The organism is Microbispora sp. CL1-1 (assembly GCF_012034195.1).
Classification (GTDB): domain Bacteria; phylum Actinomycetota; class Actinomycetes; order Streptosporangiales; family Streptosporangiaceae; genus Microbispora.
The window spans coordinates 41,436-64,580 of record NZ_JAATEK010000035.1; the positions used below are offsets into that span (position 1 = coordinate 41,436).

General features: G+C 72.0%; 21 protein-coding genes. 10 read left to right on the forward strand and 11 right to left on the reverse strand.

The annotated features are described in order from the left end of the window. The first annotated feature begins 53 nt into the window (after positions 1 to 53). The 5 genes from HCK04_RS30630 (at position 54) to HCK04_RS30650 (ending at position 3,881) form a co-directional block, all read left to right on the forward strand. Positions 54 to 1,961, forward strand: coding sequence for a family 43 glycosylhydrolase (locus HCK04_RS30630; RefSeq protein ID WP_240971965.1), 1,908 nt, complete (start codon positions 54 to 56; stop codon positions 1,959 to 1,961). A gap of 117 nt (positions 1,962 to 2,078) precedes the next feature. Then, a complete protein-coding gene (locus HCK04_RS30635; RefSeq protein ID WP_142650847.1) occupies positions 2,079 to 2,459 on the forward strand; it encodes a hypothetical protein in 381 nt (126 codons plus the stop codon). Positions 2,460 to 2,466: 7 nt separating this feature from the next. After that, positions 2,467 to 2,781: a hypothetical protein gene (locus HCK04_RS30640; RefSeq protein ID WP_142650848.1), complete on the forward strand. Its 315-nt coding sequence runs from the start codon at positions 2,467 to 2,469 to the stop codon at positions 2,779 to 2,781. 138 nt (positions 2,782 to 2,919) lie between these two features. Next, positions 2,920 to 3,339: a hypothetical protein gene (locus HCK04_RS30645; protein ID WP_142650849.1), complete on the forward strand. Its 420-nt coding sequence runs from the start codon at positions 2,920 to 2,922 to the stop codon at positions 3,337 to 3,339. 218 nt (positions 3,340 to 3,557) lie between these two features. Next, entirely contained in the window at positions 3,558 to 3,881 is a 324-nt protein-coding gene (locus HCK04_RS30650) for a hypothetical protein (protein WP_142650850.1), read from the forward strand. Between the two features lie 7 nt (positions 3,882 to 3,888). Here HCK04_RS30650 and HCK04_RS30655 read toward each other — a convergent pair whose 3' ends face one another. From HCK04_RS30655 to HCK04_RS30665, 3 genes are all read right to left on the reverse strand, one after another. Continuing rightward, positions 3,889 to 4,248, reverse strand: a complete 360-nt coding sequence (locus HCK04_RS30655) for an STAS domain-containing protein (protein WP_260617468.1) — start codon at positions 4,246 to 4,248, stop codon at positions 3,889 to 3,891. Between the two features lie 260 nt (positions 4,249 to 4,508). Continuing rightward, positions 4,509 to 5,549, reverse strand: a complete 1,041-nt coding sequence (locus HCK04_RS30660; protein WP_260617469.1) for a small ribosomal subunit Rsm22 family protein — start codon at positions 5,547 to 5,549, stop codon at positions 4,509 to 4,511. Between the two features lie 38 nt (positions 5,550 to 5,587). Further along, positions 5,588 to 7,855: a polysaccharide lyase 8 family protein gene (locus HCK04_RS30665; RefSeq protein ID WP_142650852.1), complete on the reverse strand. Its 2,268-nt coding sequence runs from the start codon at positions 7,853 to 7,855 to the stop codon at positions 5,588 to 5,590. Positions 7,856 to 7,970: 115 nt separating this feature from the next. Between HCK04_RS30665 and HCK04_RS30670 the strand changes: the two genes are divergently transcribed. After that, positions 7,971 to 8,753, forward strand: coding sequence for a hypothetical protein (locus HCK04_RS30670; RefSeq protein ID WP_185949067.1), 783 nt, complete (start codon positions 7,971 to 7,973; stop codon positions 8,751 to 8,753). A 64-nt stretch (positions 8,754 to 8,817) separates the two neighbouring features. On the opposite strand, the gene HCK04_RS30675 is transcribed toward HCK04_RS30670, so the two are convergent. From HCK04_RS30675 to HCK04_RS30710, 8 genes are read right to left on the reverse strand one after another with little or no spacing between them, the layout of a single operon-like run. Then, entirely contained in the window at positions 8,818 to 9,819 is a 1,002-nt protein-coding gene (locus tag HCK04_RS30675) for a glycosyltransferase family 2 protein (RefSeq protein WP_168066397.1), read from the reverse strand. After that, positions 9,816 to 11,084 carry a glycosyltransferase family 4 protein gene (locus HCK04_RS44375; protein WP_142650854.1) on the reverse strand — a complete coding sequence of 423 codons (1,269 nt, stop codon included), beginning with the start codon at positions 11,082 to 11,084 and terminating at the stop codon, positions 9,816 to 9,818. The genes HCK04_RS30675 and HCK04_RS44375 overlap by 4 nt, the downstream gene beginning before the upstream one ends. Beyond that, positions 11,081 to 12,349, reverse strand: coding sequence for an oligosaccharide flippase family protein (locus HCK04_RS42870; RefSeq protein ID WP_168066399.1), 1,269 nt, complete (start codon positions 12,347 to 12,349; stop codon positions 11,081 to 11,083). The genes HCK04_RS44375 and HCK04_RS42870 overlap by 4 nt, the downstream gene beginning before the upstream one ends. 4 nt (positions 12,350 to 12,353) lie before the next feature. Continuing rightward, entirely contained in the window at positions 12,354 to 13,130 is a 777-nt protein-coding gene (locus HCK04_RS30690; RefSeq protein ID WP_260617470.1) for an NTP transferase domain-containing protein, read from the reverse strand. Further along, a complete protein-coding gene (locus HCK04_RS30695) occupies positions 13,120 to 13,782 on the reverse strand; it encodes an HAD family hydrolase (protein ID WP_142650855.1) in 663 nt (220 codons plus the stop codon). The genes HCK04_RS30690 and HCK04_RS30695 overlap by 11 nt, the downstream gene beginning before the upstream one ends. After that, positions 13,779 to 14,978, reverse strand: coding sequence for a 2-phospho-L-lactate transferase CofD family protein (locus HCK04_RS30700; protein WP_142650856.1), 1,200 nt, complete (start codon positions 14,976 to 14,978; stop codon positions 13,779 to 13,781). Before HCK04_RS30700 ends, HCK04_RS30695 begins: the two co-directional genes overlap by 4 nt. Further along, on the reverse strand, positions 14,975 to 15,769 hold the full coding sequence (locus HCK04_RS30705) for a glycosyltransferase family 2 protein (RefSeq protein ID WP_260617471.1): 795 nt from the start codon (positions 15,767 to 15,769) through the stop codon (positions 14,975 to 14,977). Before HCK04_RS30705 ends, HCK04_RS30700 begins: the two co-directional genes overlap by 4 nt. Next, positions 15,766 to 16,470 carry a hypothetical protein gene (locus HCK04_RS30710; protein ID WP_240971957.1) on the reverse strand — a complete coding sequence of 235 codons (705 nt, stop codon included), beginning with the start codon at positions 16,468 to 16,470 and terminating at the stop codon, positions 15,766 to 15,768. Before HCK04_RS30710 ends, HCK04_RS30705 begins: the two co-directional genes overlap by 4 nt. 651 nt (positions 16,471 to 17,121) lie before the next feature. On the opposite strand from HCK04_RS30710, the gene HCK04_RS30715 reads away from it, so the two are divergent. The 4 genes from HCK04_RS30715 to HCK04_RS30730 all read left to right on the forward strand — a co-directional run bounded on the left by HCK04_RS30715 (position 17,122) and on the right by HCK04_RS30730 (position 22,709). Then, positions 17,122 to 18,786 carry an extracellular solute-binding protein gene (locus tag HCK04_RS30715; RefSeq protein ID WP_142650857.1) on the forward strand — a complete coding sequence of 555 codons (1,665 nt, stop codon included), beginning with the start codon at positions 17,122 to 17,124 and terminating at the stop codon, positions 18,784 to 18,786. Beyond that, positions 18,783 to 19,814 carry an ABC transporter permease subunit gene (locus HCK04_RS30720; protein ID WP_260617472.1) on the forward strand — a complete coding sequence of 344 codons (1,032 nt, stop codon included), beginning with the start codon at positions 18,783 to 18,785 and terminating at the stop codon, positions 19,812 to 19,814. The genes HCK04_RS30715 and HCK04_RS30720 overlap by 4 nt, the downstream gene beginning before the upstream one ends. Next, the gene (locus HCK04_RS30725) at positions 19,811 to 20,722 is read left to right on the forward strand and encodes a carbohydrate ABC transporter permease (protein ID WP_142650858.1); all 912 of its coding nucleotides are present in this window, start codon (positions 19,811 to 19,813) and stop codon (positions 20,720 to 20,722) included. The genes HCK04_RS30720 and HCK04_RS30725 overlap by 4 nt, the downstream gene beginning before the upstream one ends. Before the next feature lie 79 nt (positions 20,723 to 20,801). After that, positions 20,802 to 22,709 carry a beta-galactosidase gene (locus HCK04_RS30730; protein WP_142650859.1) on the forward strand — a complete coding sequence of 636 codons (1,908 nt, stop codon included), beginning with the start codon at positions 20,802 to 20,804 and terminating at the stop codon, positions 22,707 to 22,709. Positions 22,710 to 23,145: the final 436 nt, after the last annotated feature.

Consider the following 23,145-nt stretch of genomic DNA (forward strand, 5'->3'; position numbering starts at 1 on the left):
TCCTGCCGCATCCGCCTGAAGCTCCTGAGGCCGCTGGGACACGGGATTACCACCTGACGTACGCGCTCTCCACGGGCGGCGTCGGGCTCGCGACCGGCCCGCACCCGACCGGGCCCTGGACCGACCACGGCATGATCGTCCCCGCGGGCGGCAGCGGCTGCCCGACGGGCAACATCGACCAGGCCATGTTCACCGACGTCAACGGCGACAACTACCTCTACTGGGGCAGCTACGACACCATCTGCGGCGCGAAGATGAACGCCGAGGCGACCGCGGTCACCGGCCCGGTCACGCAGATCGCCCGCGGACGCCGCATGGAGGGCGGCTTCGTCGTCCGGCACGACGACAGGTACTACCTGTTCTACTCCGACGCCGGGTGCTGCGACGGGGCGTTCAGCGGCTACACGGTCAAGGTCGGCCGCGCCGACAGCCCCCTCGGGCCGTTCACCACCCCGACCGGTGTCGACCTCATGGACCTGACCAGCAAGGACGGCATCGTCCTCGCGGCCAGCGGCAACGGCTGGGTCGGCCCGGGCCACAACGCCGTCCAGACCGACCTCAGCGGGCAGGACTGGCTCGTCTACCACGCGATTCCCTCGTCGGCCCCCGAGTTCGGGCCGGTCACGACGACCTGGGGCACGACGATCAGCAACCTGAGCCGGCGTCCCCTCATGATCGACCGGCTCGACTGGATCGACGGCTGGCCGGTCGTACGGGCCGGGGCCGGGCCGTCCACCGGGGCACAGCCTGCGCCGGTCACCACCTGGACCGTGGGCGGCACGTTCAACGAGGGCAAGGCCGGGTGGACCGGGCCGTGGAAGCTCGCCTCCGATCCCGACTCGCTCGGCCACCTCACCGGCAAGGGCTCGACCAGCGAGCTCAGCGACGACCTGGTCCGGGGCGACGTCCGTGTGGAGGCCGACCTGCGGCTGCGCGAGAGCGGCACCGCCGCCGGGCTGATCATCACCCGCGAGAACGGCGCGAAGGACATCACCGCGTGGCTCGACCGCGAGCGCGGCGAGCTCGTCGTCACGGCCAAGGTGCACGGCAGAACGACGACGGCGCGCAGCCCGCTGCCGTCCACGTTCGACTACGGCTCCTGGCACAACGTCGCCGCCGAGCGGCGCGGCGACGCGCTGACCGTGTCGGTGTCGGCCGACCGGCTCGGCGACCCGGTCGCGATCGTCTCCATGACGCTGCCCGCGGACGCCCCCGCGTCCGGCGCCATCGGGGTGACCACCCGAGGTCCGGCCGACGCCGACAACGTGGGCGCCGCGCCGCTCTACCGGCCGGTGACCGAGCGGGTGCCCGACCCCGTCCTCGGCAGGCGGCTTCCGGCGTACTCCGACGAGTTCGACGGCACCGGCTCGCCCACCGGCTGGACGAAGGTCCGCAACCCGTCGGCCACCCTGTCGAACGGCTCCCTCGTCTGGCCGACCCAGAACGCCGAGCTGTTCCAGGGCGACAACACCGCGTCGATCCTGCTCCGCGACGCGCCGCAGGGCGACTTCGCCGTCGAGACGAAGCTCACCTTCGACGGCACGAAGGGCAACCAGCAGGCCGGTCTGCTGCTGTACGAGAACGACGACCGGTGGCTGAAGCTGACGCACACGGTCCTGCCCCTCAACCAGGGCAACGGGGCGGTGCTGCACCAGACCGAGTTCGGCAAGGAGGGCCCGCGCCCCGGCACCACCCCGCCCACCGCCGTCGCCAACGCGCCGATGTTCGGCGGCCCGGCCGCGCAGACCACCTGGCTGCGACTGCTCTACCACTACGACCAGGAGAACGGCGAGCACGACGTCAGGATGGCGTCGAGCACCGACGGCACCCACTGGATCTGGGGCGGCACCTGGTCGCTCCCGCGCACCGGGCCGGTGCGGATCGGCCTGATCTCGATGAACGCGGCGGGCGCCACCGCGACGTTCGACTACCTGCGGACCTACGAGGTGACCAGCCGATAACCGGCGACCGGCCGCTCCTTCACCCGAGGGGCGGCCGTTTCATGCCCGGGGAATGATCCGCTGCGAATTCCCCCGGAGCCGGGACGCGGGCACGCGAGCGGGGTAGGAGGCACGTCGATGCCGATCATCCACACCCGCACGCGATCCCCTGGCGCCCTTCGCCGACGGCCCGCGCCGGCCCCGGCCCTGGCGCTCGCCCTCGCGCTCGCCCTCGCGCCGGCTCTCACTCTGGTCGCACCGCTGGACGCGTACGCCTCGGGCGGCGACGGCAACGGGAACCGCTCGGCCGTACGCGTGGGCAACGGCTCGGAAAACCGCAACCTGGTGACGATCGGCAGCACCCGCCTGCGGGGCGTCCTCCACCAGTTCTCGTCGGGCGTGGGCGGGGTCAGCAGCGTGCAGGGCGGCCTGTGCCGGCCGCGCGGCCGGTTCTGCACGCTGTCGCAGCACATCAAGTCCCGCGGCCCGGCGGGCGACGAGTCCGAAGGCGGGCGGTGAGCCGCTGATGCGCGGCGGTCTCGCCCTGGTGGCGGCCACGGTGATGACGGCGGCGCTGGCCGCGCACGCGACGGTCGCGCACGCCGCCACCCAGACGGCAGGGAGCGGCGACCGCAACGGCAACACCGCCGGCGTCCGCGTCGGCAACGGGATCCGAAACGTCAGCCAGCTGACGGTGGGCAGCGCGCGGAACGGGTCCGGCATCCAGCACAGGACGATCGGCGTCGGCGGCGTGGCGAACGGGCAGAGCATCATCTGCCGCCGGGGAGCGCGCCTCTGCAAGCTGACCCAGCGACTGCGGGGATCGCTCCAAGAGAGCTAGGTCGGAAGATCCTTACGTTGGGGGGTCCTAATCCTCCTTCAGTGACCGTGACGGGCGCGTGCGTGCGGGGTAGATGCCCGGCAGATCCACACACGGACGGATCTGTTCGACGGTCACCGGGGGAAGGCACAGGAGAACATGGCTCGTCACAGGGCTCATCTCAGGGCTCACGACACGAGACGGCACGCGCTCACCAGCTCCGCGGCGCGGCTGCTGGCGCTGACCGCGCTCGCGGTCGCAGGCGCGGGCGTCGCGCTCTCTCCGCTGCTCTCCCCCGCCGACGCGGCGACCCTCCGGGGGCGGGGCGGCGGTGGCGGCGGGAACGGCGCCGATTCGCGGTACGTGTTCAACAACGGCCAGAACAACCTGAACTCCCTGCTCGTCGGCGACGCGTGGAACGCGGCGGGCACTCAGCAGATCGTCTCCGGCGTGGACGCGTCGGTGAACACCCAGGCGTCCAACTGCAGGCGCAGGCCCGGCTGCAAGGGCGCCCAGAACCTGCGGGGCCACATGCGGAGCTCCCCCAGGACGAGCGGCACGGTGATCATCGGACGCTGACACCTCGGGGCCGACACAGCATCGGAGGCCGACGCAGCATCGGAGGCCGACGCAGCATCGGAGGCCGACACAGCATCGGAGGCCGACACAGCATCGGGCGCCGACGCGCGGCGAAACGGCCGAGAACATGGCGGGACACGGACGCGGGAAGACGCCGTCCGCGCCCGGCCGGACGCTACGGTGTGACGAGATTCCGGGCGGGCGGACGGGTGGTGGCGATGCTTCTTTCACACAGCGCATCTGGGCGTGTCCCGCTGTTCGCCGTCGTCCTCGTCGCGGCCGCCGCCGCGCAGGCCCTGCTCACCGCTCCCGCGTACGCGCGGGCCGGGCGGGGCGACGGGGACGGCCCCACCTCCGTAGGGAACGGCACGCGCAACCGGAACATCGTCAACCTGCACAGCCCCACCCGCAATCGCGGCCACCAGCACACGGCGGCCAGCACCGCGGGCGGGGCCACTAACGTGGAGGACGGTTTCTGCCGCCGCACCAGGAACTGCGACATCAAGCAGAACATCGTGGTCGCCGTCGCCGCGCCCCTGTGAACGACCTCTATTCGCTCAGCGCGCGTACGGCCTCTTCCGGGCTGTCGTAGAGGGACAGCAGCTGGTCGAGGCCCATGATCTGGAAGACCCGGGCGATGTCGGAGTGCAGACCGGCCAGGAGCAGGGCGGCGCCCACGTCGGCGGCGCGCTGGTGGGCCGCGACCAGTGTGGCGATGCCGGTGGAGTCGCAGAAGGTCAGGCCGGACAGGTCGACGACCAGGCCGGAGCCGGGGCCGAACTCGACCTCCTCCAGGGCCGCCCGTAGGCGTGGGGTGGTGTGATGGTCCAGGTCACCGGTCACGACCAGCAGGCGCGGCCCGGAGACGGGCGACTGGAGGCTGACGGTCAGACCGTTGTCATGCTGCACCGAGACTCCCGGAGGACGGCGTTCGAGTTGCGGGTGGCACGGCGTGCGGCCGCGAGGCGGCTCGCCTCCGTGGGAGAGGCGAGCGACATCGGTCTGCCGGACGCTTCGTCGACGGTGCTGACGTCGAGCTCCTTCCGTCGCACCGGGCCGGGGCCCTGGGATGTTCCGCCTGGCCGGTGCGTGATGCGCCCATCCTATGGAACGGCCGAACCGTGTTGCCCATACCTGACGGACGCTTCCCTAACCGGGCGGAAGCGTCCCTAACCTGCCGGGCTCGCGCTTTCCCGGCCGATGGGCCAGGCGTCACCCCAGACGGCGTCGCGCGCCTCGCGGTAGGTCTCGCCCTGCCGCTTGGAGACCGGGCGGTCGGCCAGCCCGTCCTCGGCCGTGCACAGGCGCAGCGTGACCAGCCCCTTGCGCTTGACGGGGTGGCGGAGGATCCGGCTCTCCGCTCGCGGCGATGGCCGGGCCGACGCCGCGACATAGGAGAACTTCTCGTCTTCGAAGCTCAGCGTGCCGTCCTTGATCCGCCGGTGCAGGGCGGTGCGGTTGAGCCGGACCGCGAAGTGACACCAGTCCTGGCCGGGGCGGATCGGGCACTCGCCGTCGTGCGGGCAGGGGGCGACCACGTGCAGGCCCGATGCGGCCAGCAACCGCCGGGCCGCCGCGATCCGGGCATATCCGGCGGGCGTGCCGGGCTCGACGATCACGAGCATGCCCGCTCCCCGGGCCGCTCCCTGGGCCGCTCCCTGGGCCGCTCCCCGGGCCAAGGTGCCGACCACGTCCTCCTGGACGGCGGGCGACAGCTCGCCGAGCACATAGGACATCGTGACCAGGTCGGCCGTCGGCGCGGGCGCGCTCCGGTCGACGAACGCCTGCTGCCAGCGCGCCTCGCGTACGGCCACGGCGGGCGCGTGCCCGGCCAGCCGGCGCCCGAAGGCGATGGCCGAGGGTGACTGCTCCAGCACGGTGGCCGTGCGCAGGGTCGGCCAGACCGCGCTCGCGGCCCACAACGCGCTGCCGGTCCCACCGCCCACGTCCATCTGCGTCTCCGGCGCGAACCCGGGGGCCAGCAGGGCGACCTGACGCAGCGCGGCGCGCACGGCGCTGTAGGTCGCCGGCATGCGATAACCGGCGTACGCCGCGACCGCGGCCTCCGTGCCCAGCGCGGGCACGCTGCGGTCGAAGCCCTCCCGATACTGGCGGATCAGCGTCTGCACGCTCCGCGTCAGCTCGGTCGTGGGGAAGCGGCCCAGCGACGCTTCGAGCGCGTCGTCCAGGTCGTCGGGCAGGGTGGACACGGCGTTCATGATGACACGGCGTTCCCGCAGCTCCCTGCTCAGGTCGTCGAAACGACGAGCCGGACGGCGATGGTGCGGGAGGCGCCCTCGTGGTCGGCCGGCGCCGTGAAGGTGAGCGTGAGCCGGGCGCCGGTCTCCGCGCGCTCCAGGAGCGGGTGCCCGCGTGTGACCGCCGCCACCGGCCGGTCCCACGTCACCGTCAGCTCGTCGAGGGCACGCCGGGGATCGGCAACCGTCACCGTGGCCGTGCCGTCGCCGAGGTCGCGTACGAGGACCGCGCACGGACCGGAGGCCGTCAGGAGGCCCGCGTGTCCGCCCGTCCAGAAGTTGACCGCGGTGACGCCCAGCGACGGGACCTCGATCCCCTGCTGCGCCGAGGTGTTGGCGAGCACCCGGGCCCAGCCGGGATCGGCGGCGCGGGCGGCGGTCTCGGCCGGGCCCGCCCCCGGCATGAGGTGGTAGACGTAGTCGGCCGCGTCGGGGTCCACACCGTGGTCGAGCCACAGCGTGGTGTAGGTCCGGGTGACCCCCGCGGCCGTGCGGTCCTCGCGCAGCGTGCGCAGCGGCCGGCCGGCGGGCACGACGTAACCGCCGTGGCCGTCCAGGTGCGCCCATCCGGTCGCCACGGTGAGCCGGGCGCCGGTCCTGCGGTTGTCCACGACGGTCTCGACCGGCACGCCGTCGCGGCACGTGATGCCGGCGCCGAGGCAGACCACGGTGTCGTCGAGGAAGAACCAGGATTTGAACGCCTCCAGCGTGCTCTCCAGGCCGTAGAGGTGCTGGCCCACGGCGGCGTACGTGCCGTCGGTCGCGCCGCCGACCCATTCGGCCGGCGGGCGGGTGTCGCCCCACGCGCCGCCCGCGCCGTCGGGCAGCCGCCGGGTGGAGACCGTCGTGCCCGGCAGCCGGTAGGGGTCCACGGTGGGCCAGAAGGCGTCGGAGTAGTGGTCGCCGTGCCCGCGCGCCCACCAGTAGAGCATCCCCGAGCCGGTGTGCCAGCCGCGCAGGTTCTCACCGTTGCCGTGCTCGTAGCGCGCCACGCGGGAGGAGGCCATGCTGACCGCCGCGCACCAGCCGAGCCTGCGGTGAACGGCGCGGGCGCTCGCCGGGAACAGCCGGTGCCCGGCGGGCTCGGCGGCGGCCGGGACGGTCGCGTCGTCCAGCACCGCCGACAGCCGCCCGTGGAACGCGAGATCGCTCTGGGCCGCCGCCGTGAGCATGGGCTTGACGGTGTCGCGGACGGCCCAGCCCTTGACCATGGCGCGCCAGCGGGCCCGCTCGGCCTCCGGGGCGGTCTCGGCCAGCAGCAGGACCGCCGCGGCGATCTCCCTGCCCCTCCGGTGGTCGCCGTACGACCCTCTGGTGATGCCCCGGCCGCGTACGAGGTCCATGCAGGCGCCGTCGTGGACGAAGGGCGCGAACGCCAGGTCGACGGCGTCGAGCACGGTGCCCGCCGCCGGGTCGATGATCTCCCACGGTGTGCCGCGCAGCACGGCGAACAGCGTCGCGAGGCCGGTCAGCAGCACCGCGCCATATCCGCCCTGATAGGGGACGGACCCGTGCTGGATGAACGAGCCGTCGCGGTGGAAGCCGTCGCCATCGGTGACGTAGGGGAACACCGGGGAGAGCGCGGAGACCGCGAGCGCGGCACGATCGGGATCTGCCCCGGCGATCGCCCGCAGCAGCGTGACCGTGCACAGATCGACCCGGTTCGCCCCGGTGCTGTTGCCCTCGTAGTCGTCCAGGCGGCTCTCCGGCACGAAGGCGTCCACCGCCGCGCACAGCGCCGCGACCTGGGCGTCCGTCACATACGCGGCCGCCAGCACGGCGGCGTCGAGCAGCGCCCGGGGCGTCCCGATCTGCCAGTCCCACCAGTTGCCCGTCTGCTCGGCGTCCTCGGCGTACACGTGGCACACGTAGTGCTCGATGCCCGCGGCTACCGCCGTGCCGAGCCCCGGCTCCGCGGTCAGCCCGGTGCCGGGCAGCGCGTACGCGCGGGCCATCGCCCGCAACCGGGCCGGGGTGGCGTCGAGCGAGGGGAAGGGCAGGTCGGGCCAGAGCGATCGGGCGGTCGGCGTCATCGTGTCGCGGTGCCGGCGGGCCTGCGCGCCCAGCCGCGCCAGCCGGCTCCGGTACGGCTCCCGCTCCGGGTCGAAGGTCCCGGGATATCCGAGCGTGACCTCGCGCCATCGGCGGCGCAGCAGGGTGAAGGTCGCGGGGTCGGCCTTCCGGCGGGGAGCGCAGGCGGCGGTCAGCGCGGCGAGCCCGCCGAGCTGCAGAAATAATCGCCGGGAAGGTCCGTTCACGCGTAGATTATCCGCGCGCTTCCCCTCTTTCATCGATCTTCCGCACGGCTCTATGGGAGCGCTCCCAGATGACGTACTTTACTTCTGCCGTTGTCACCGGGAAAAGGAGCGCGTCGTGCGACGACTGTTACCCGTGGTGTCCTCCTGTCTGGCCCTGCTGCTGTCGCCGGCCCCCGCGTCGGCCGCCTCCGCGTCCCCGTCACACGGGCCGGACACCTGCGCGAAGGGCGGCACGCTGTTCTGCGAGGACTTCCAGTCGCTGCCGGTCGGCGGCGCGGCGAGCCTCAAGTGGGGCGTCGACACCAAGCACGGCACGCTCACGGTGGAGCGCGGCCCCCGCGGCCAGAAGATGCTGCACGTCCACACCGAGGGCAACGGCCGGGCGTTCCTCAAGGTGGACGACTTCGCCCCGCCCGGCAACGGCTTCTACGGCCGCCTGCGGCTGCGCGTCAAGGCGTTCCCCACCGCCCCCGACTGGGCCCACTACACGCTGGTCGAGGCCACCGGCGCGGGGCCGGAGATCGTCCGGCCGCTCGGCGGTCAGTGGGTCCCCACGCTGGGCAAGGACCTGTGGGGCGTCGGCGCGGACGGCGGCCCGACGGGCGACTGGACCAACTGGCGCGAGTCGGCCCCGTCGCGGGCGGACGTGTGGCAGTGCGTCGAGTGGCGGATGGATCCCGCCGACAACGCGATCTCGCTCTGGTTCGACGGCGTGCCCAAGCCCGACCTCACCGTGTCGACCCGGAGCCACGGCGGCAACGACGTCGACTTCGTCTTCCCCCGCTTCGACACCGTGAAGATCGGCTGGCAGCTCTACCAGCCGAACCCCTCCCCCTCGGCGTACGACCTCTGGGTGGACGACATCGCCCTGAGCAGCAGGCGCGTCGGCTGCGCCTGACGTCTCACGCGCCCGGTCACGCGGCCCGTCACGCGCCCGGTCACGCGCCCGGTCACGCGGCCCGTCACGCGGTCTGCCGGGCATCGCGCGGGCCGGTCAGCAGGCGCAGCGAGCCTGCGGCCAGGCCCGCGACGAGCACCACATGGACGACCAGATGGACGGCCATGAAATAGGCGGCGAAGATCGGCCCCCGCTGCCGCCGTACGAACCCGACCAGCTCCGGATCGGCGAGGACGAACCCGGCGACGAACACGGCAGGGACGGCGAGTAGCAGGGGATGGAACAGCCCGAACGGCACGCTCAGCAGCACCAGCCCCAGCCCGGCCAGGGCGAGCCCGCACGACAGGATGCCCGCCGGGCTGTTGGCGTGCTCCGGCTTGGCGGCCCCGCGCCGGGTGGTGGTCAGCGCGAGCGGGATCAGCGGCAGCGCCCGCCGCCACTGCTCGCCGAGCACCGGCAGCAGGCGGCTGCCGTCGTCGTGGCGGCCCACGACCGTGTCGGTCAGCACGATCCGGCTGCGTACGGCGAGCCTGCTGCTGTATTCGACGTCCTCGCAGTCGCGCAGCCGCTCGTCGAGCCTGCCCACGGCCAGCAGCACGTCGCGGCGGACGGCGGCGAGGGCGAACACCACGCTGTTGACCTCGCCCAGGTGGCGACGGCGCCAGTGCACCGCGTGGAGGATGCGATACCACTCGACCGGCCCGTCGTCGATGAGCGGCACGGTGTCGTAGACCCCGTGGACGCAGCCGACCTCGGGATCGTGCTCCAGGATCTCCATCGCGTTCGCGACGGCGTCGGGCCGCAGCGCCACGTCGGAGTCGAGGAAGAAGATCACATCGCCCGTGGTGGCGTCGATCCCGGCGTTCCTGGCGGCCGACACGCCCCGGTTCTCCGGCAGCCGCACGACCCGGCAGCCCAGCTCCTCGGCGATCCGCGCCGAGCCGTCGGTGCTCGCGTCGTCCACCACGACGATCTCGCCGGGCGGCCGGGTCTGCGCCAGCGCCGACTCCAGGCACAGCCGCAACGTCCTGGCCGCGTTGTAGCACGGCACGACCAGCGAGATCATCGTCTCGTCCCCTCCGTCGAGAGCACCTTGGCGTACACGGCGAGCGTCTCCTCGGCGGCGCGGCCCCAGCTCAGCGTCTCGCGCACCAGCCGCTCGCCCCGCTCGGCCAGGGCGCGGCGCAGCCCGGGATCTGTCATGACCTCGATCACCCCGTCGGCGATGTCGCGGGGATCGGCCGCCCGCACGAACCGTACGGCGGGCCGCTCGGGGTCGCCGAGGAAGATCCGGGAGAAGCCGTCACCGAGGATCACCGGCCGGGCCAGGGCCATCGCCTCGGTCGCCACCAGCCCGAACGGCTCGAAGAGCGAGGGGAAGACGCAGGCGTCGGCCATCGCGTAGTAGTCCAACAGCGCCCGCTTGTCCACGAAGCCGCCGGAGGTCAGCACCCGGCCGCCGAGCCCGCTCTCGTTGACGATCCGCGCGACGCCCGCCTCGTCGCCCTCCCCCACGAGCACCAGGCGCAGCCCCGGCACGGCGGGCGCGATGTCGCGCATGGCGTCGAGCAGCGGATAGATCCCCTTCTGCCGTTCGAGGCGGCCGACGAACAGCAGCACCGGATCGTCCTCGGCGATGCCGAGCCGGGCGCGCAGGTCCGCCGCGCCGGCGCGCAGCCTGTCGCGGTCGAACGCGGGGTCGGCGACCACCCGCTCGTACGTGCCGCCGAGGCGGACGACGTCGATGGGCGAGCGGTCCCAGCCCGCCTCGAGCAGTTGCTCGCGCACCTCCGGGGTGGCGACCACGACCCGCCGGGAGATCCGCGCCAGCCACCGCTCCAGCGCGGCGAACAGGTTGAGCGGGTCGGTGATGCTGCGCTGCGGGGCGACGCCATATTCGGTGGTGTGCACGTGGAACACGACCGGCAGCCGCAGCACGTAGTGGCACAGCAGGCCGCACAGGAAGTTCGTCGAGTCGTGCACGGCGACGAGATCGGGCCGCCGGCCGGGACGCAGCCGCCGCAGGAGCAGGAAGTAGCGCCAGTTGCTCACCACGACGGTCAGCGCGAGCAGGAGGAACTCCACACCCCGCGTCCGGTTGAGCCGCCTGCGGCGGGCGATCGCCCTGGTCAGCAGCACGAGCACCCGCCCGCGCGGCCGGTAGACGCCGATGCCGCCGGCCCGCTCCCACACGGGCAGGCGGCCGTCGTTCAGCGTGAAGACCGCCATCTCGTGGTCGCGGGCCAGGTGGGGGGCGATCAGCTCGGCGTAGCGGCCGAGCCCCGCCGTGATGTTGGGCGGGAACTGGTTGATGACGTGGGCGATCCTCACCCGCGCACCTCCGATGCGCCGGCCGGCCGATAGAGCCGGGCGGAGACGGCCGTCACGACGGCCACGAGGACGAGATTGCTCAGGGCGAAGGCCACCAGCCCGCCGATCAGCCCCTGCCAGGCGATCAGCGCCGCCTGGCAGGCGAGCGCGAGCGGCGTCCCGGCCAGCAGGCAGCCGATGAGCACCTTGGCCCCCCGCACCCCGTCCATGGTCAGGGCGACCTGCTGGAGGTTGAACACCGTGTGCGCGCCGATCCCGAGCGCCGACAGCGCCATCAGGCCCAGCGCGTACGGATACTCGCCTCCCACGAGCAGGAAGAAGACCGTGCTCGCCGCGAACGAGAACACGGCGGTCGCCGCGAACACCACCGGGGCGAGCCGGGCGATCCGCCGCATCACGGCGGGTTTGTCCAAGGTCGCCAGCGTGGGCAGCAGCACCAGGCCGATCCCGTCGGTGAACACCACCCCGAGCAGCCGTTTGGGGAAACCGTTGTAGACGGAGTAGACGCCCACGTCGGCCCGGGGTGCCCAGTGGTTGAGGAAGATCACGTCCACCCCGAACACCACCGCCGTCAGCGCGGCGATGGCGGTGACGTACGCGCCGTGCCGGTAGAGCGAGCGGGCCAGCGCCCACGACCACGACCGGGGCACGACCTCGAACCCGGCGGCCGAGACCAGGGCGAAGACCAGGTTGGTGCCGATCAGCGCGACCAGGTAGGGCTCGGCGTCCCGCACGCCGAAGACCAGCAGGCAGCACGCGGCGGCGCCCAGATAGACGACGGCCACGGCGAGCTTGAGCCCGGCGACGAGGCGGAACCTCTTCAGCCCGCGCAGGAAGCTCTCGGTGAGCTGGTTGAGCGTCATCGACAGCGCCAGCGCCAGCGCGAAGGCGAGCGTGCGGGTGTCCACGCCGAGCACGGCGGTCAGCAGCGGCGCGGCGGCGAGACCCGCGGCGAAGACCACCGCGCCCAGCACGAGCGTGGCCAGCAGCGCCGTCGTCACCAGGGCGGGCCGCGCCCCCGGCTCGGCCCGCGGCAACTCCTGGAACATGACGTAGTTGAGGCTGGTCAGCATGCCGACGGTGACGATCAGCGCGATCGACAGGACCACGGTGAACTGGCCGAACGCCGCGGCGCCGATCCCCCGCGCGATGACGAGCGTGGTCGCGGCGGCCGTGCCGCTGGCCATGGTGCTGACCAGCGTGGGCCCGGCGGCCCAGCGGTGGGCGGCCAGGAGCCCGGCCGCCCGGTCCGTCAGCGCGCCCACCCCGTCACGCCCACCGCAGGTGTGCCCGCCGGGCGAATTCGAGGTCGTCGGCCGTGTTGACGCCGCGCGCCTCGTCGGGGTCGGTCACCGGCACCACCGTCAGCGGCCAGTGCCGCTCCCGGGACAGATAGGGAAGGAACGGCAGGAAGTTGACCTCCCCGGTGCGGGCGCCCACGTCCGCCCCGCCCAGATAGCGGGTCCACTCCTCCCGGAGCCCCCCAGTGGTCAGGCCCGTGCTCGTACGCGTGCTCAGGCAGAAGACGCCCACGTCGCTGAGCCCGCCGGGGCGGCACTCGTCGCCCTCCCGCGACTGGCGCACCCGCACCAGCGTCCCGGCGTCGTCGAGCTCATACTCCACGTACGGCTCGGCCATCGGCACCAGCGGGAGCGTGATCCCCTTCTCGTGCGCCCGGACGACCCGGCCGGCCGTCTCGGGGGACAGGCCCGCCTGGTCGCCCCAGACCACCAGGATCGTGTCGTACGCCTCCCAGTGCGGCGCGGCGCCGAAGATCGCGCCGCCCATCCCGGTGGGCCGCTCCTGCACGCTCACCGAGACCGCGCCGGTCGCGATCTCGTCCGCCGCCAGCGCCCGGAACGGCCCCTCACCCTGCGGGGACATCACGACGTGGACGTGCTCGACGTACGGCCGCAGCCGCTCGTGCAGCACGTGCCACACGGTGACGCCGTCGGCGATCTCCACCATGATCTTGGGGATGTCCAGGCCGAGGCGGCTCCCCCGCCCGGCCGCCGGGATCACCGCGCACAACCGTTCAGCAGGCACCGCCCACCTCCGCGTACAGGAGAGACAGGATCTGTTCGAGGTCGCGTACGGCCACCGCCCCGGGAGCGGGCTCCGCCGTGTGGACGTGCAGGGTCGTCAGGCCCGCGCCGACCGCCGACGCCACCCCGTGCGCGGAGTCCTCCAGCACCACGGCCGCGCCGGGGTCGAGCCCCCAGTGCGCGCACGCGTACGCGTAGAAGGCCGGGTCGGGCTTGCTCGCCGGGACGTCGTCGCTGGTGAGCACGCCCCTGAAGTACGCGCCCAGCGAGCAGGCGGCGAGCACCCGCGCGACCGACGCCCGGCTGCCGCTGGTGACGAGGTAGGCGTCGCGGCCGGCGGCGACCAGGCGGCCGAGCAGTCGCCGCGCGCCGGGGAACACCGCCACCACGCCGGCCCGCTCGCGGTAGAGCCGCTGCTTCAGCCGGGCCAGCCGGTCCGCCTCCCCGGTCTCGCCCAGCAGGCGCACCGCCACCTCGCGGGTGCTCGCGCCCGCGTGGTCGGCGTAGCGGAAGGACGCGAGCCGATCGGGCGCGACCTCGGCGATGGCCTGCCGGAACGCCGCCTCGTGCGCCGGGCAGGAGTCCACCAGCGTGCCGTCGAGGTCGAAGAGCCAGACGCGGCGGGCGCACGCGTCCGCCAGGACCGCCGTCATCGGGCCCGCGCCAAGGCCGCCTCGTCCCTGATGGCGAGCAGGGCCTCGGCCGTGCGTTCCGCGTGGTGCACGCCGCGGTGATCCAGGTCGGCGCCGATCCAGCGGGCCCCCGCCCATTCCCCCCGGTCGAGCACGCCGTACGGCACCGCCGGGGCGTCCGGCGTGGACGCGTGATGGCTCAGCACGTGGGTCACCAGCCGCCGCTCGTTGCGGGGATCACCGAGGTAGGCCAGCGTGCGGTCCACGAGGTCGGGCGCGCTCAGCCCCCGGACGTCGTGGTCGTTGCGGGTGTTGACGACGAACACCTTGGCCGCCGCCCGGCTCCGCGCGACGGCGTCGGCCACGCCCGGCGTGAGATAGCTGGGCAGGAGCGAGGAGTGCGGGGTGCCGGGGCCATAGACGATGAGGTCGGCGTCGCGGATCGCCGCGAGCGCCCGCGGGTTCGGCGTCACCTCGGCGCGCTCGCGGCGCAGGACCTCCCTGGTCCACGCGGGCGGCAGCGCCTCCAGCTCGGCCCGCCGCCGCGCGCCGAGCGGCTCGCGCAGCAGGAACAGGTCGGTGATCGCTCCGGGGCCCTGCGGCGCGACGATCTCGGCCTCGTCGGCCAGCAGGCCGCCGTCGCGCCGGAGCGCGGCCAGGAAGGCGTTCTCCCCGTTGGTCACGTTGAGCAGCCGTACGGGTGAGCCGAACGTTCGGGCGCAGGCCTCGACGGCGGCGTTGAAGTCCCGGCCGAGCCGCAGGTAGGCCCCCGCGAACACGAGGTTGCCGAGCGCGCAGTCGGAAAGGTCGAGCCCGTGCGGATAGGCGGCGAGCCGCCGGGCGAACACGCGCAGGTCGGCCGTGACGGCCTCGCGGGCCGCCTCCGGCAGCGCCGCGAACCGGCCGCGCCGCGCGGTGATCGACTCGATGACGGCGGCGAGCCCCGCGGGCGTCGTCCCGCCCGGCAGCCGGTGGTCGAGCACGGCCGCCAGCGCGGCCTGCGCCGGATCGGCGGGATCGAGGTGGAGCAGGAGGTTCTTGCGGAAGTCCGACGGCCCGAGCATCCCGGGCAGATAGCGCCGCAGCGCGCCGGTGGAAAGGCCGTTGTCGTAGCCGTTCACGATCAGCGACAGGACGACGCCCGGAGCGCCCAGCATGCCCCTCGCGATGCCGGCCGCCCCTCGTCCGCCGCAGAACATCGTCACCGCGACGTTCATCGGCTCTCCTCACGCGCCGCCGGCCTGCGCAGGACCCCCCGGCGCAGCAGCCAGTGGCGATAGCCGAGATAGGCGACGAACAGGGCCCGGTCGCGGGCGCCGCGCCAGTATCGCCAGCCGCGCGCGCCGCCGCCGCGCTCCCGGTGCTCGATCGGGACCTCCACCCACGCGTGGCCCATCTCGGCGACCCGCGCGGTGATCTCGGTCGAGCAGTTCATCCCGGCCGACTCCAGCGGCAGCGACCGGAAGAGCGGGCCGTGCACCACCTTGAAGATCGAGTTGAAGTCGCGGTAGCGCGTGTGGTGGAGCAGGTTGCTGACCGCGCCGCTGGCCGCCGACCCCCATCGGTAGGCCAGGCCGTCGGCCTTCCTGATCCGTGCCCCGGAGAACGCCAGGGCCTCCCCGGCCTGGACGCGCGGCAGGATGCGATCGAGGTTGGCGATCGGAAACTGGCCGTCGGAGTCGAGCAGCACCACCCAGTCGAGCCGGGTATGGGCGATCGCGGCGGCGATGGCCGCGCCCGCGCCGCGGTTGCGCTCGAACGTGACGACGACGAGCCGCGGGCACCGTTCCCGCAGGCCGGCCAGGATCTCGCCGGTCGCGTCGCGGCTCCCGTCGTCGCAGACCACGATCTCCCAGTCGCCCACGGCCGGGGCGTTCTCCAGGTAGTCCTGCCACTCGCCCACCACCGCCGCGATGGTCTCCGCCTCGTTGTACGCGGGCGCGGCCACGGAGATGTCGACGGGGATGCCGACGGGGATGCCGACTGTGCTGTTCACGGAGGTGCTCACGGCTCCCCCGCGCCCAGCAGGCGGCCGATCCAGCGGTCGAGGGGCAGCAGGTTGACCCCGATGATGACCGGGACGTGCACGAGCGCGAACACGATCGTCGCGCCGAACGAGATCGGTCCCCCGGTGAAGAGGTTGATGTGCGGCGCGTCGATGACCTCGGGGATGCCGACCGGGTTGACGACGAACCACATGATGTCGAGGAAGCCCGAGAACACGATGAGGACCCCGCTCAGCATGATCTTCAGGGTGCGGCCCGGGGTGCCCCCGCCGATGCGGTAGGCGGCGGCCACCGTGAGCACGATGCCGGGATAGAGCAGCAGATAGAGGTGCGTGTAGAAGCTGTCGCCCTGGGCCCGCGCGCCGTCGCCGTAGTAGAACCAGCTGATCCGCGGGATGAGATAGCCGGTGAAGAAGACGAACGGCACGTAAAGCAGCCAGCTCAGCCGGGGAGACACCCAGGGGAAGACCGCGATGGCCACGCACAGGCAGGCGAACGCGACCAGCTTGGCCACCAGTTCCCAGGGCGAGCCGATCTCCCTGGCGTGCGGCGTGGCCAGCCACACGAAGGCGAACCCGAGCGCCCCGACGGCCAGGGCCATCCACCACAGGTGGGGCGCCCAGGGGCGGGAGCCGGCGCGGACGACGTCCGCCGGGACATCTCCGTCGAGCCGGGACGGAGGACTTTTGCCGAATGCCGTCATGGAGACGCGGCACCTTCCTTCCAACGTGCCCTTCGGGCAGGCGTGCCGGATGGCGCTGCGGAGAATGCAGCCGGGCGGAGCGGGAGCGCTCCCACGCATTATGTCATTCTCATCCGGAAATGCGTCCGGAATATCAGATATTGGGCGCTAGGTGCGGACATTTACCACATCTGCGCTGGTCAGACATGATGCCTGGCAGAGAAATTGTACTGATGGGTAGTTGAATCCGGCGCTATCTCCCCAATTCACGTGCGTTACGGACAATGTCAACCGTGTTTGCGGACGTATGTCAATTCCGGTCCGACACTATTCGGTCCGTCCGCAATACGGGAAATGCCCTATCGGCCCGCACCGGGCTCGGCCGGCGGAGCGCCCGGCGGGGCTGGCGAGCTCGGCGGGGCGTCCGTGAGCGTCCCGCGAGGGTGAGCAGCAGCCTCGTACGGCCCGCTGCCCGCTTAGCCCATGACGACGGCCGGCGTCCCGGGGGCCATACGCAGGCAGGCGTGACGGGGCGACCTCGTGAGGGTGATGAACGTTTCACGGAATCTTGTCGCCACCCCGCTCTCAGGTTAATTTGTTTGGCCAATTGACGAACTAACTGACGTCGTCGACACTCCGAGAAAACCCCCCGTTCCCGGAAGGATCGCACCAATGAGCCAACCGCCCGGCGGCCCCCTGACCAGCCGCCGCGGATTCCTCGGACTGGTCGGCGCGGGCGCGCTCGCCGCCGCAGGTCTCACCGGCTGCGCGGCCAAGAAGGAAGTGTCCAAGGGCGCCGCCGTCGCCGCCGACAAGCTGAAGGGCCTCGTGCCCACCCGCGTGCCGTTCCAGGTGCCCGGCCTGTCGCCCGACCTGCCGGGCTCCGAATTCGTCGAACCCGGCTTCCTGACCAGGCCGGGCACGATGGTCCAGGCCGTCGCCGCCAAGCCGATCACCAGCGGCGCGGAGGTGAAGGTCATGACCCCGCTGTGGGGCACCGTCCCTCCCGGCCTCGGCGAGAACTCCTACTACGACGCCGTCAACGAGCGGCTCGGCGGAGCCGTCCGGTTCAACATCTCCGACGGCAACACCTACGTCGACAAGCTGAACACGATCCTGGCCAGCGGCGACGTCCCCGACATGATCCAGATCCCGGGCTGGAACCTGATCAGCATCGCTCACTTCACCGAGGCGGCCAACAAGCTCTTCGCCGACCTGTCGCCCTACCTCGCGGGCGACAAGGCCAAGGAGTTCCCGCTGCTGGCCAACTACGACACCGCCGCGTGGGAGTACGGCGTGTTCGGCGGCGTGCTCCAGGGCATCCCGTGGCAGAACGCGCCCTATCCGTTCGCCACCGTCGTGCGTCAGGACATCCTCGACGAGCTCGGCCTGCCCGCGCCCACGAGCGCCGACGACCTGCTCACGCTGGGCAAGGAGCTGACCGACCCGAAGAAGAAGCGCTGGGCGTTCGGCGGCATGGACCAGGAGGTCCAGCGGGCGTTCGGCGCCCCGCGCGAGTGGCGCAAGCAGCCCGACGGCACGCTGATCTACAAGTACGAGACGCCCGAGTGGCTGCAGTCGATCGAGCTGGTGACCAAGCTCTTCGAGGCCGGATATGTCCACCCGGACGTCGTGGCCAACCAGTTCGCCGACCACAAGGAGCCCTTCGGCGCCGGGCAGATCGTCATGTACAAGGACGGGATCGGCGCGATCCACGAGCTGTTCGGCCGGTTCCTGCCCGGCAACCCCAAGTTCAACGTGCGGGCGGTGGACCCCTACCCGGCCCACGCGGGCGGCAAGGTCATCGTCTGGCGCAACGAGCCCGCCGGCATGTTCTGCTTCATCAAGAAGGGCCTCGGCGACGCCCGTACGCGCGAGCTGATCGGCATCGCCAACTGGTGCTCCGCGCCGTACGGCACGCAGGAGTACGACCTGGTCAACAACGGCGTCGAGGGCAAGCACTTCACGATCAAGGACGGGCAGGTCCAGCAGACCGCGCTCGGCCGCAAGGAGTTCGCCCCGACGTACATGTTCCTGTCCGGGCGGCCCGGCGCGATCACCGAGAACCAGTACCCCGGCTACGTCGAGGCGTACCACGGCTGGCAGCAGACGGCTTCGCAATACCTGGAGAACGACCCGTTCGTCGGCATCCGGGTCGAGGTGCCGTCGAAGATGGCCGCTCTCGTCAAGCCGACCGAGGACAAGATGAACGAGATCTTCCGCGGCAAGCGCCCGATCTCGGAGTGGGCCCAGATCGTCAAGGACTGGCAGGAGCAGGGCGGCAACGAGGCCCGCGAGTTCTACATGAAGGTCGCCAGGGAGAACGGCCGGCTGTGAGCGCGAACGCGGACACGGGGAGCGTGGCGGAGGTCCGGCCCGGGGCGACCCAGGCCGGACCTGCCCCCGGCCCACAGAAGGACACGCAGAACGACACACAGAACGACACGCGGCGCGACTCCTTCGCCGCGCGGCTGCGCCGCGACTGGCCGCTGCTGGTCATGGCCATGCCGATGCTGGTGCTCGTCACCGCCTTCTGGTGGGTGCCGGCGCTGGGCAACGTCATCGCCTTCCAGGACTACAACCCGTTCAGCGGCGGCATCCTGGGCAGCCCGATCATCGGCTTCACCAACTTCGCCCAGCTGTTCGGCGACCCGCAGTTCATCCGGGCGATCGTGAACACCCTGGGCATCACCGCGTTCCAGCTCGTCTTCTACTTCCCGGTGCCGATCGCGCTCGCGCTGCTGCTCAACAGCGTGGTCTCCGGGCGGCTGCGGGCGTTCATCCAGGGCGTCGTCTATCTGCCCCACTTCTTCTCGTGGGTGCTGGTGGTCGCGATCTTCCAGCAGATGTTCGGCGGCGCCGGCCTCATCGCGCAGATCCTGCGCGACCACGGATACTCCGGGATCGACTGGATGACGAACTCCGACACGTTCATCCTGCTCGTGACCGCCGAGACGGTCTGGAAGGACGCCGGCTGGGGCGCGATCGTGTTCCTCGCCGCGCTCAGCACGATCGACCAGAACCTGTACGAGGCCGCCGCGGTCGACGGGGCCCGCCGCTGGCGCCGCATGTGGCACATCACGCTGCCGGGCCTGCGGCCGGTCATCGTGCTGCTGCTGATCCTGCGGCTCGGCGACGCGCTCAACGTCGGCTTCGAGCAGTTCATGCTGCAGCGCGGCGCGGTCGGCAGCAAGGTGTCGGAGGTCTTCGACACCTTCGTCTACTGGTCCGGCCTGCGCACCGGCGACTTCGGCTACGGCGCGGCGGCCGGGCTGTTCAAGGGCCTGGTCGGGCTGGTGCTCATCCTGGTGGCCAACCGGGTGGCGCACGCCCTCGGCGAACGGGGGGTGTACTCCCGATCATGAGCAAGACGAAGGTCTCCGGGCTCGCGCCCTGGGAGGAGCCGGGCTCGGTCGCGGGCCGGATCGGCAAGGGCGGCGCGCTCGCGCTCATCGTGCTCGCCGTGCTGCTGCCGCTCTACACGATCGTGCTGACCAGCCTGTCGTCGGCCGACACGGTGAACCGGGTCGGCGGCCTGGTGCTGGTGCCGGACGGCATCACGTTCGACGCGTACCGCCAGATCTTCTCCGACAGCGTGGTCAGCCGAGCGGTCCTGGTCAGCACCGGCGTCACCCTCGCCGGCACCGCGGTCAGCCTCGGCGTGAGCGTCCTCGGGGCGTACGCGCTGTCGCGGCCGGGCACCCTGTTCCACCGGCCGATCCTGTTCTGCGTGCTGCTGATGTTCGTGTTCTTCCCCGGCCTGATCCCGTCGTACCTGATGGTCGCCTCGCTCGGGCTGAAGGACTCGTACTGGTCGCTGATCCTGCCGTCGGCCGTGTCGGCGTTCAACGTCGTCGTGCTGCGGGCGTTCTTCATGAACATCCCGCGTGAGCTGCTCGACAGCGCCCGCATCGACGGCGCCGGGGAGTTCCGCATCCTGTGGCGGATCGTGCTGCCGCTGTCGAAGGCCGTCACGGCGGTCATCGGCCTGTTCTACGCCGTCGGCTACTGGAACGCGTGGTTCAACGCCATGCTCTACATCGACGACACCCGCAAGTGGCCGCTGGCCCTGATCCTGCGGTCGTACGTCGTGGACTCCAACCCGCTGCCGACGGCCACCGTGGGCGTGAGCGGCTTCGGCCAGGTCGCGCCGCCCACGCTCGCGATCAAGATGGCCATCGTCGCCATCGCCGTCCTGCCCGCCCTGGTCATCTATCCGTTCGTCCAGCGTCACTTCACCAAGGGCGTCATCATCGGCGCCATCAAGGGCTGACGCCTCCCCGGCACTCCACCCCGCGACCCGACGCCCCGCCGCGCCTCCCACCGGCGGGGCGTCGCCCCGAAAGAAGGGCATGTGCATGCCGTTGTGGTACGGAGGGGACTACAACCCGGAGCAGTGGCCCGAGGAGGTCTGGGCCGAGGACGTCGCGCTCATGCGCCGGGCGGGGGTCAACCTCGTCACCGTGGGCGTGTTCTCCTGGTCGCGGCTGGAGCCGTCCGAGGGGCGCTACACCTTCGGCTGGCTCGACCGGGTGCTCGGCCTGCTCGCCGACGGCGGGATCCGGGTGGGCCTGGCCGTCCCGACCGCCTCTCCTCCGCCATGGTTCTCTCTGGCGCATCCCGACGCCCTCACCGTCACCCGGGACGGCGTACGGCTCACGCACGGCAGCCGCGACACCTACTGCGTGAGCGCCCCGGCGTACCGCGAGGCGTCGCTGCGGATCACCCGCGCCCTCGGCGAGCGCTACCGCGACCATCCGGCGCTGGCGATGTGGCACGTGCACAACGAGTACGGCACGCCCTGCCACTGCGACCACGCCGCCGCGGCGTTCCGCGCGTGGCTGCGGGAGCGGTACGGCGGCCTCGACGCGCTGAACGACGCCTGGACGACGGCGTTCTGGAGCCAGCACTACTCGGACTGGGCGCAGATCACCCCGCCCAGGGCGACGCAGTATCTCCCCAACCCGGCGCAGGCGCTCGACTTCCGCCGGTTCGTCTCCGACGAGATGCTCGCCCACTTCCGCGAGCAGCGCGACCTGCTGCGCGAGCTGACTCCCGAGGTGCCCGTCACCACCAACTACGTGCTGGCCGGCTGGGCCTCGGTCGACCACTGGAAGTGGTCGACCGAGGTGGACCTGGTGGCCATCGACGACTATCCCTCGGCCCCGGGCATGGCGGCGGCCGAGCAGACCGCCTTCGCCGCCGATCTGGCCCGATCGTGGGCGGGCGGGCGGCCCTGGCTGCTGATGGAGCAGGCCACGGGGTACGTCCTGGGCCCGCGCAAGGGGCCCAAGGAGCCCGGCGAGATCGCCAGGCACAGCATGCAGCACGTCGCCCGGGGCTCGACGGGCGTGATGTTCTTCCAGTGGCGGGCCTCCCGCGGCGGCGCCGAGCAGTGGCATCCGGGCATGGTGCCGCACACCGGCCCGGACTCCCGCGTCTTCCGCGAGGTCAGCGCCCTGGGCGAGGCGCTCGAACGCATCCCGGCTCCTTATGACGGGCCGCTCGTCGAGGCGGAGGCCGCCATCCTGTGGGACGAGGAGGCGTGGTGGGCCGCCCAGGGGCCCGGCCTGCCGTCCAGTGAGATCGACTATCTCGCGGCCGTGCAGCAGGCCCATCGGGTGTTGTGGCGGCAGGGCGTCCCCACCTGCTTCGCCCATCCGTCGCACGATCTGCCGGCCTACCGCGCGGTCCTCGTGCCGAGCCTCTATCTGATCTCCGACGAGGCCGCCCGGAACCTCGCGGCGTACGTGGAGGGCGGTGGCACGCTCGTCGTGTCGTTCTTCAGCGGAATCACCGACGAGCACACCCGGATCAGGCTGGGCGGCTACCCAGGGGCGCTGCGCGAGATCCTCGGCATCACCGTGGAGGAGTTCCGCCCGCTCGGCGAGCCCGTCGAACTACCGGAGTTCGGCCGCGCGACCCTGTGGAGCGAGGTCGTCCACCTCGACGGGGCCGAGGCGGTCGCCCGCTATCCCGGCGGTGGGCCCGCCGTCACGTGTCATCGCCTCGGCGACGGCACGGCGTGGTACGTCTCGACGCGGCTCGACGACCCCGGCTATGCCCAGGTGCTCACCCGCGCCGGGCTGGCCGGGAGCGGCGTCCCCGGCGTCGAGGTCGTACGCCGGCGGGATCTGGTCTTCGCCGTCAACCACACGGAGGACGAGCGGCCCGTGCCGGTCCAGGGCACCGACCTGATCACCGGCAAGCCCGTCGGCGGCAGGCTCGGCCCCGGCGGATACGTGGTCGTACGCCCGTAGGAGGGCCTGACCGAGCTCCTCCATGTCCTCGGAAGTCCGCTTCAACGCGCCGGCGGCGACGTTCTCCCCCAGGTGGTCCAGCGAGCCGGTGCCGGGGATCGGCCTCCGGCCATGCATGGACGGGTCAAGCGCCCGGCGCGGTCGGTAATGCGCACCTCAAGAAGGAATGGCAAGAGTAAGCATTTTCCGAGAATAGCGGTTTATGCCTCATTTGTCTGGCTAGCTGGTATATTTGAAGAATTCCAGTCTCCGCCTCCATGAGACCGAGCAGGCCGGGCAGGCACCAGGGCGGGGCGTCCACCTCGGTCGATCACCGGAGGCCGGGAACCCCTGTTGGACCGGGGTTCCCCGCGATCCGGACGCATCAGCAGAGATCGCCACGAGGCCCATCTTCTTTACCTATTTGCCACATTCTGGTGTTCAGGTGGGATTGCCG

Coding starts and splice junctions, on each gene's coding strand:
- HCK04_RS30635 (WP_142650847.1), top strand. CDS start 2,079: ATGCCGATCATCCACACCCGCACGCGATCCCCTGGCGCCCTTCGCCGA.
- HCK04_RS30640 (WP_142650848.1), top strand. CDS start 2,467: ATGCGCGGCGGTCTCGCCCTGGTGGCGGCCACGGTGATGACGGCGGCG.
- HCK04_RS30645 (WP_142650849.1), top strand. CDS start 2,920: ATGGCTCGTCACAGGGCTCATCTCAGGGCTCACGACACGAGACGGCAC.
- HCK04_RS30650 (WP_142650850.1), top strand. CDS start 3,558: ATGCTTCTTTCACACAGCGCATCTGGGCGTGTCCCGCTGTTCGCCGTC.
- HCK04_RS30675 (WP_168066397.1), bottom strand. CDS start 9,819: ATGATCTCGCTGGTCGTGCCGTGCTACAACGCGGCCAGGACGTTGCGG.
- HCK04_RS30695 (WP_142650855.1), bottom strand. CDS start 13,782: ATGACGGCGGTCCTGGCGGACGCGTGCGCCCGCCGCGTCTGGCTCTTC.
- HCK04_RS30700 (WP_142650856.1), bottom strand. CDS start 14,978: ATGAACGTCGCGGTGACGATGTTCTGCGGCGGACGAGGGGCGGCCGGC.
- HCK04_RS30710 (WP_240971957.1), bottom strand. CDS start 16,470: ATGACGGCATTCGGCAAAAGTCCTCCGTCCCGGCTCGACGGAGATGTC.
- HCK04_RS30715 (WP_142650857.1), top strand. CDS start 17,122: ATGAGCCAACCGCCCGGCGGCCCCCTGACCAGCCGCCGCGGATTCCTC.
- HCK04_RS30725 (WP_142650858.1), top strand. CDS start 19,811: ATGAGCAAGACGAAGGTCTCCGGGCTCGCGCCCTGGGAGGAGCCGGGC.
- HCK04_RS30730 (WP_142650859.1), top strand. CDS start 20,802: ATGTGCATGCCGTTGTGGTACGGAGGGGACTACAACCCGGAGCAGTGG.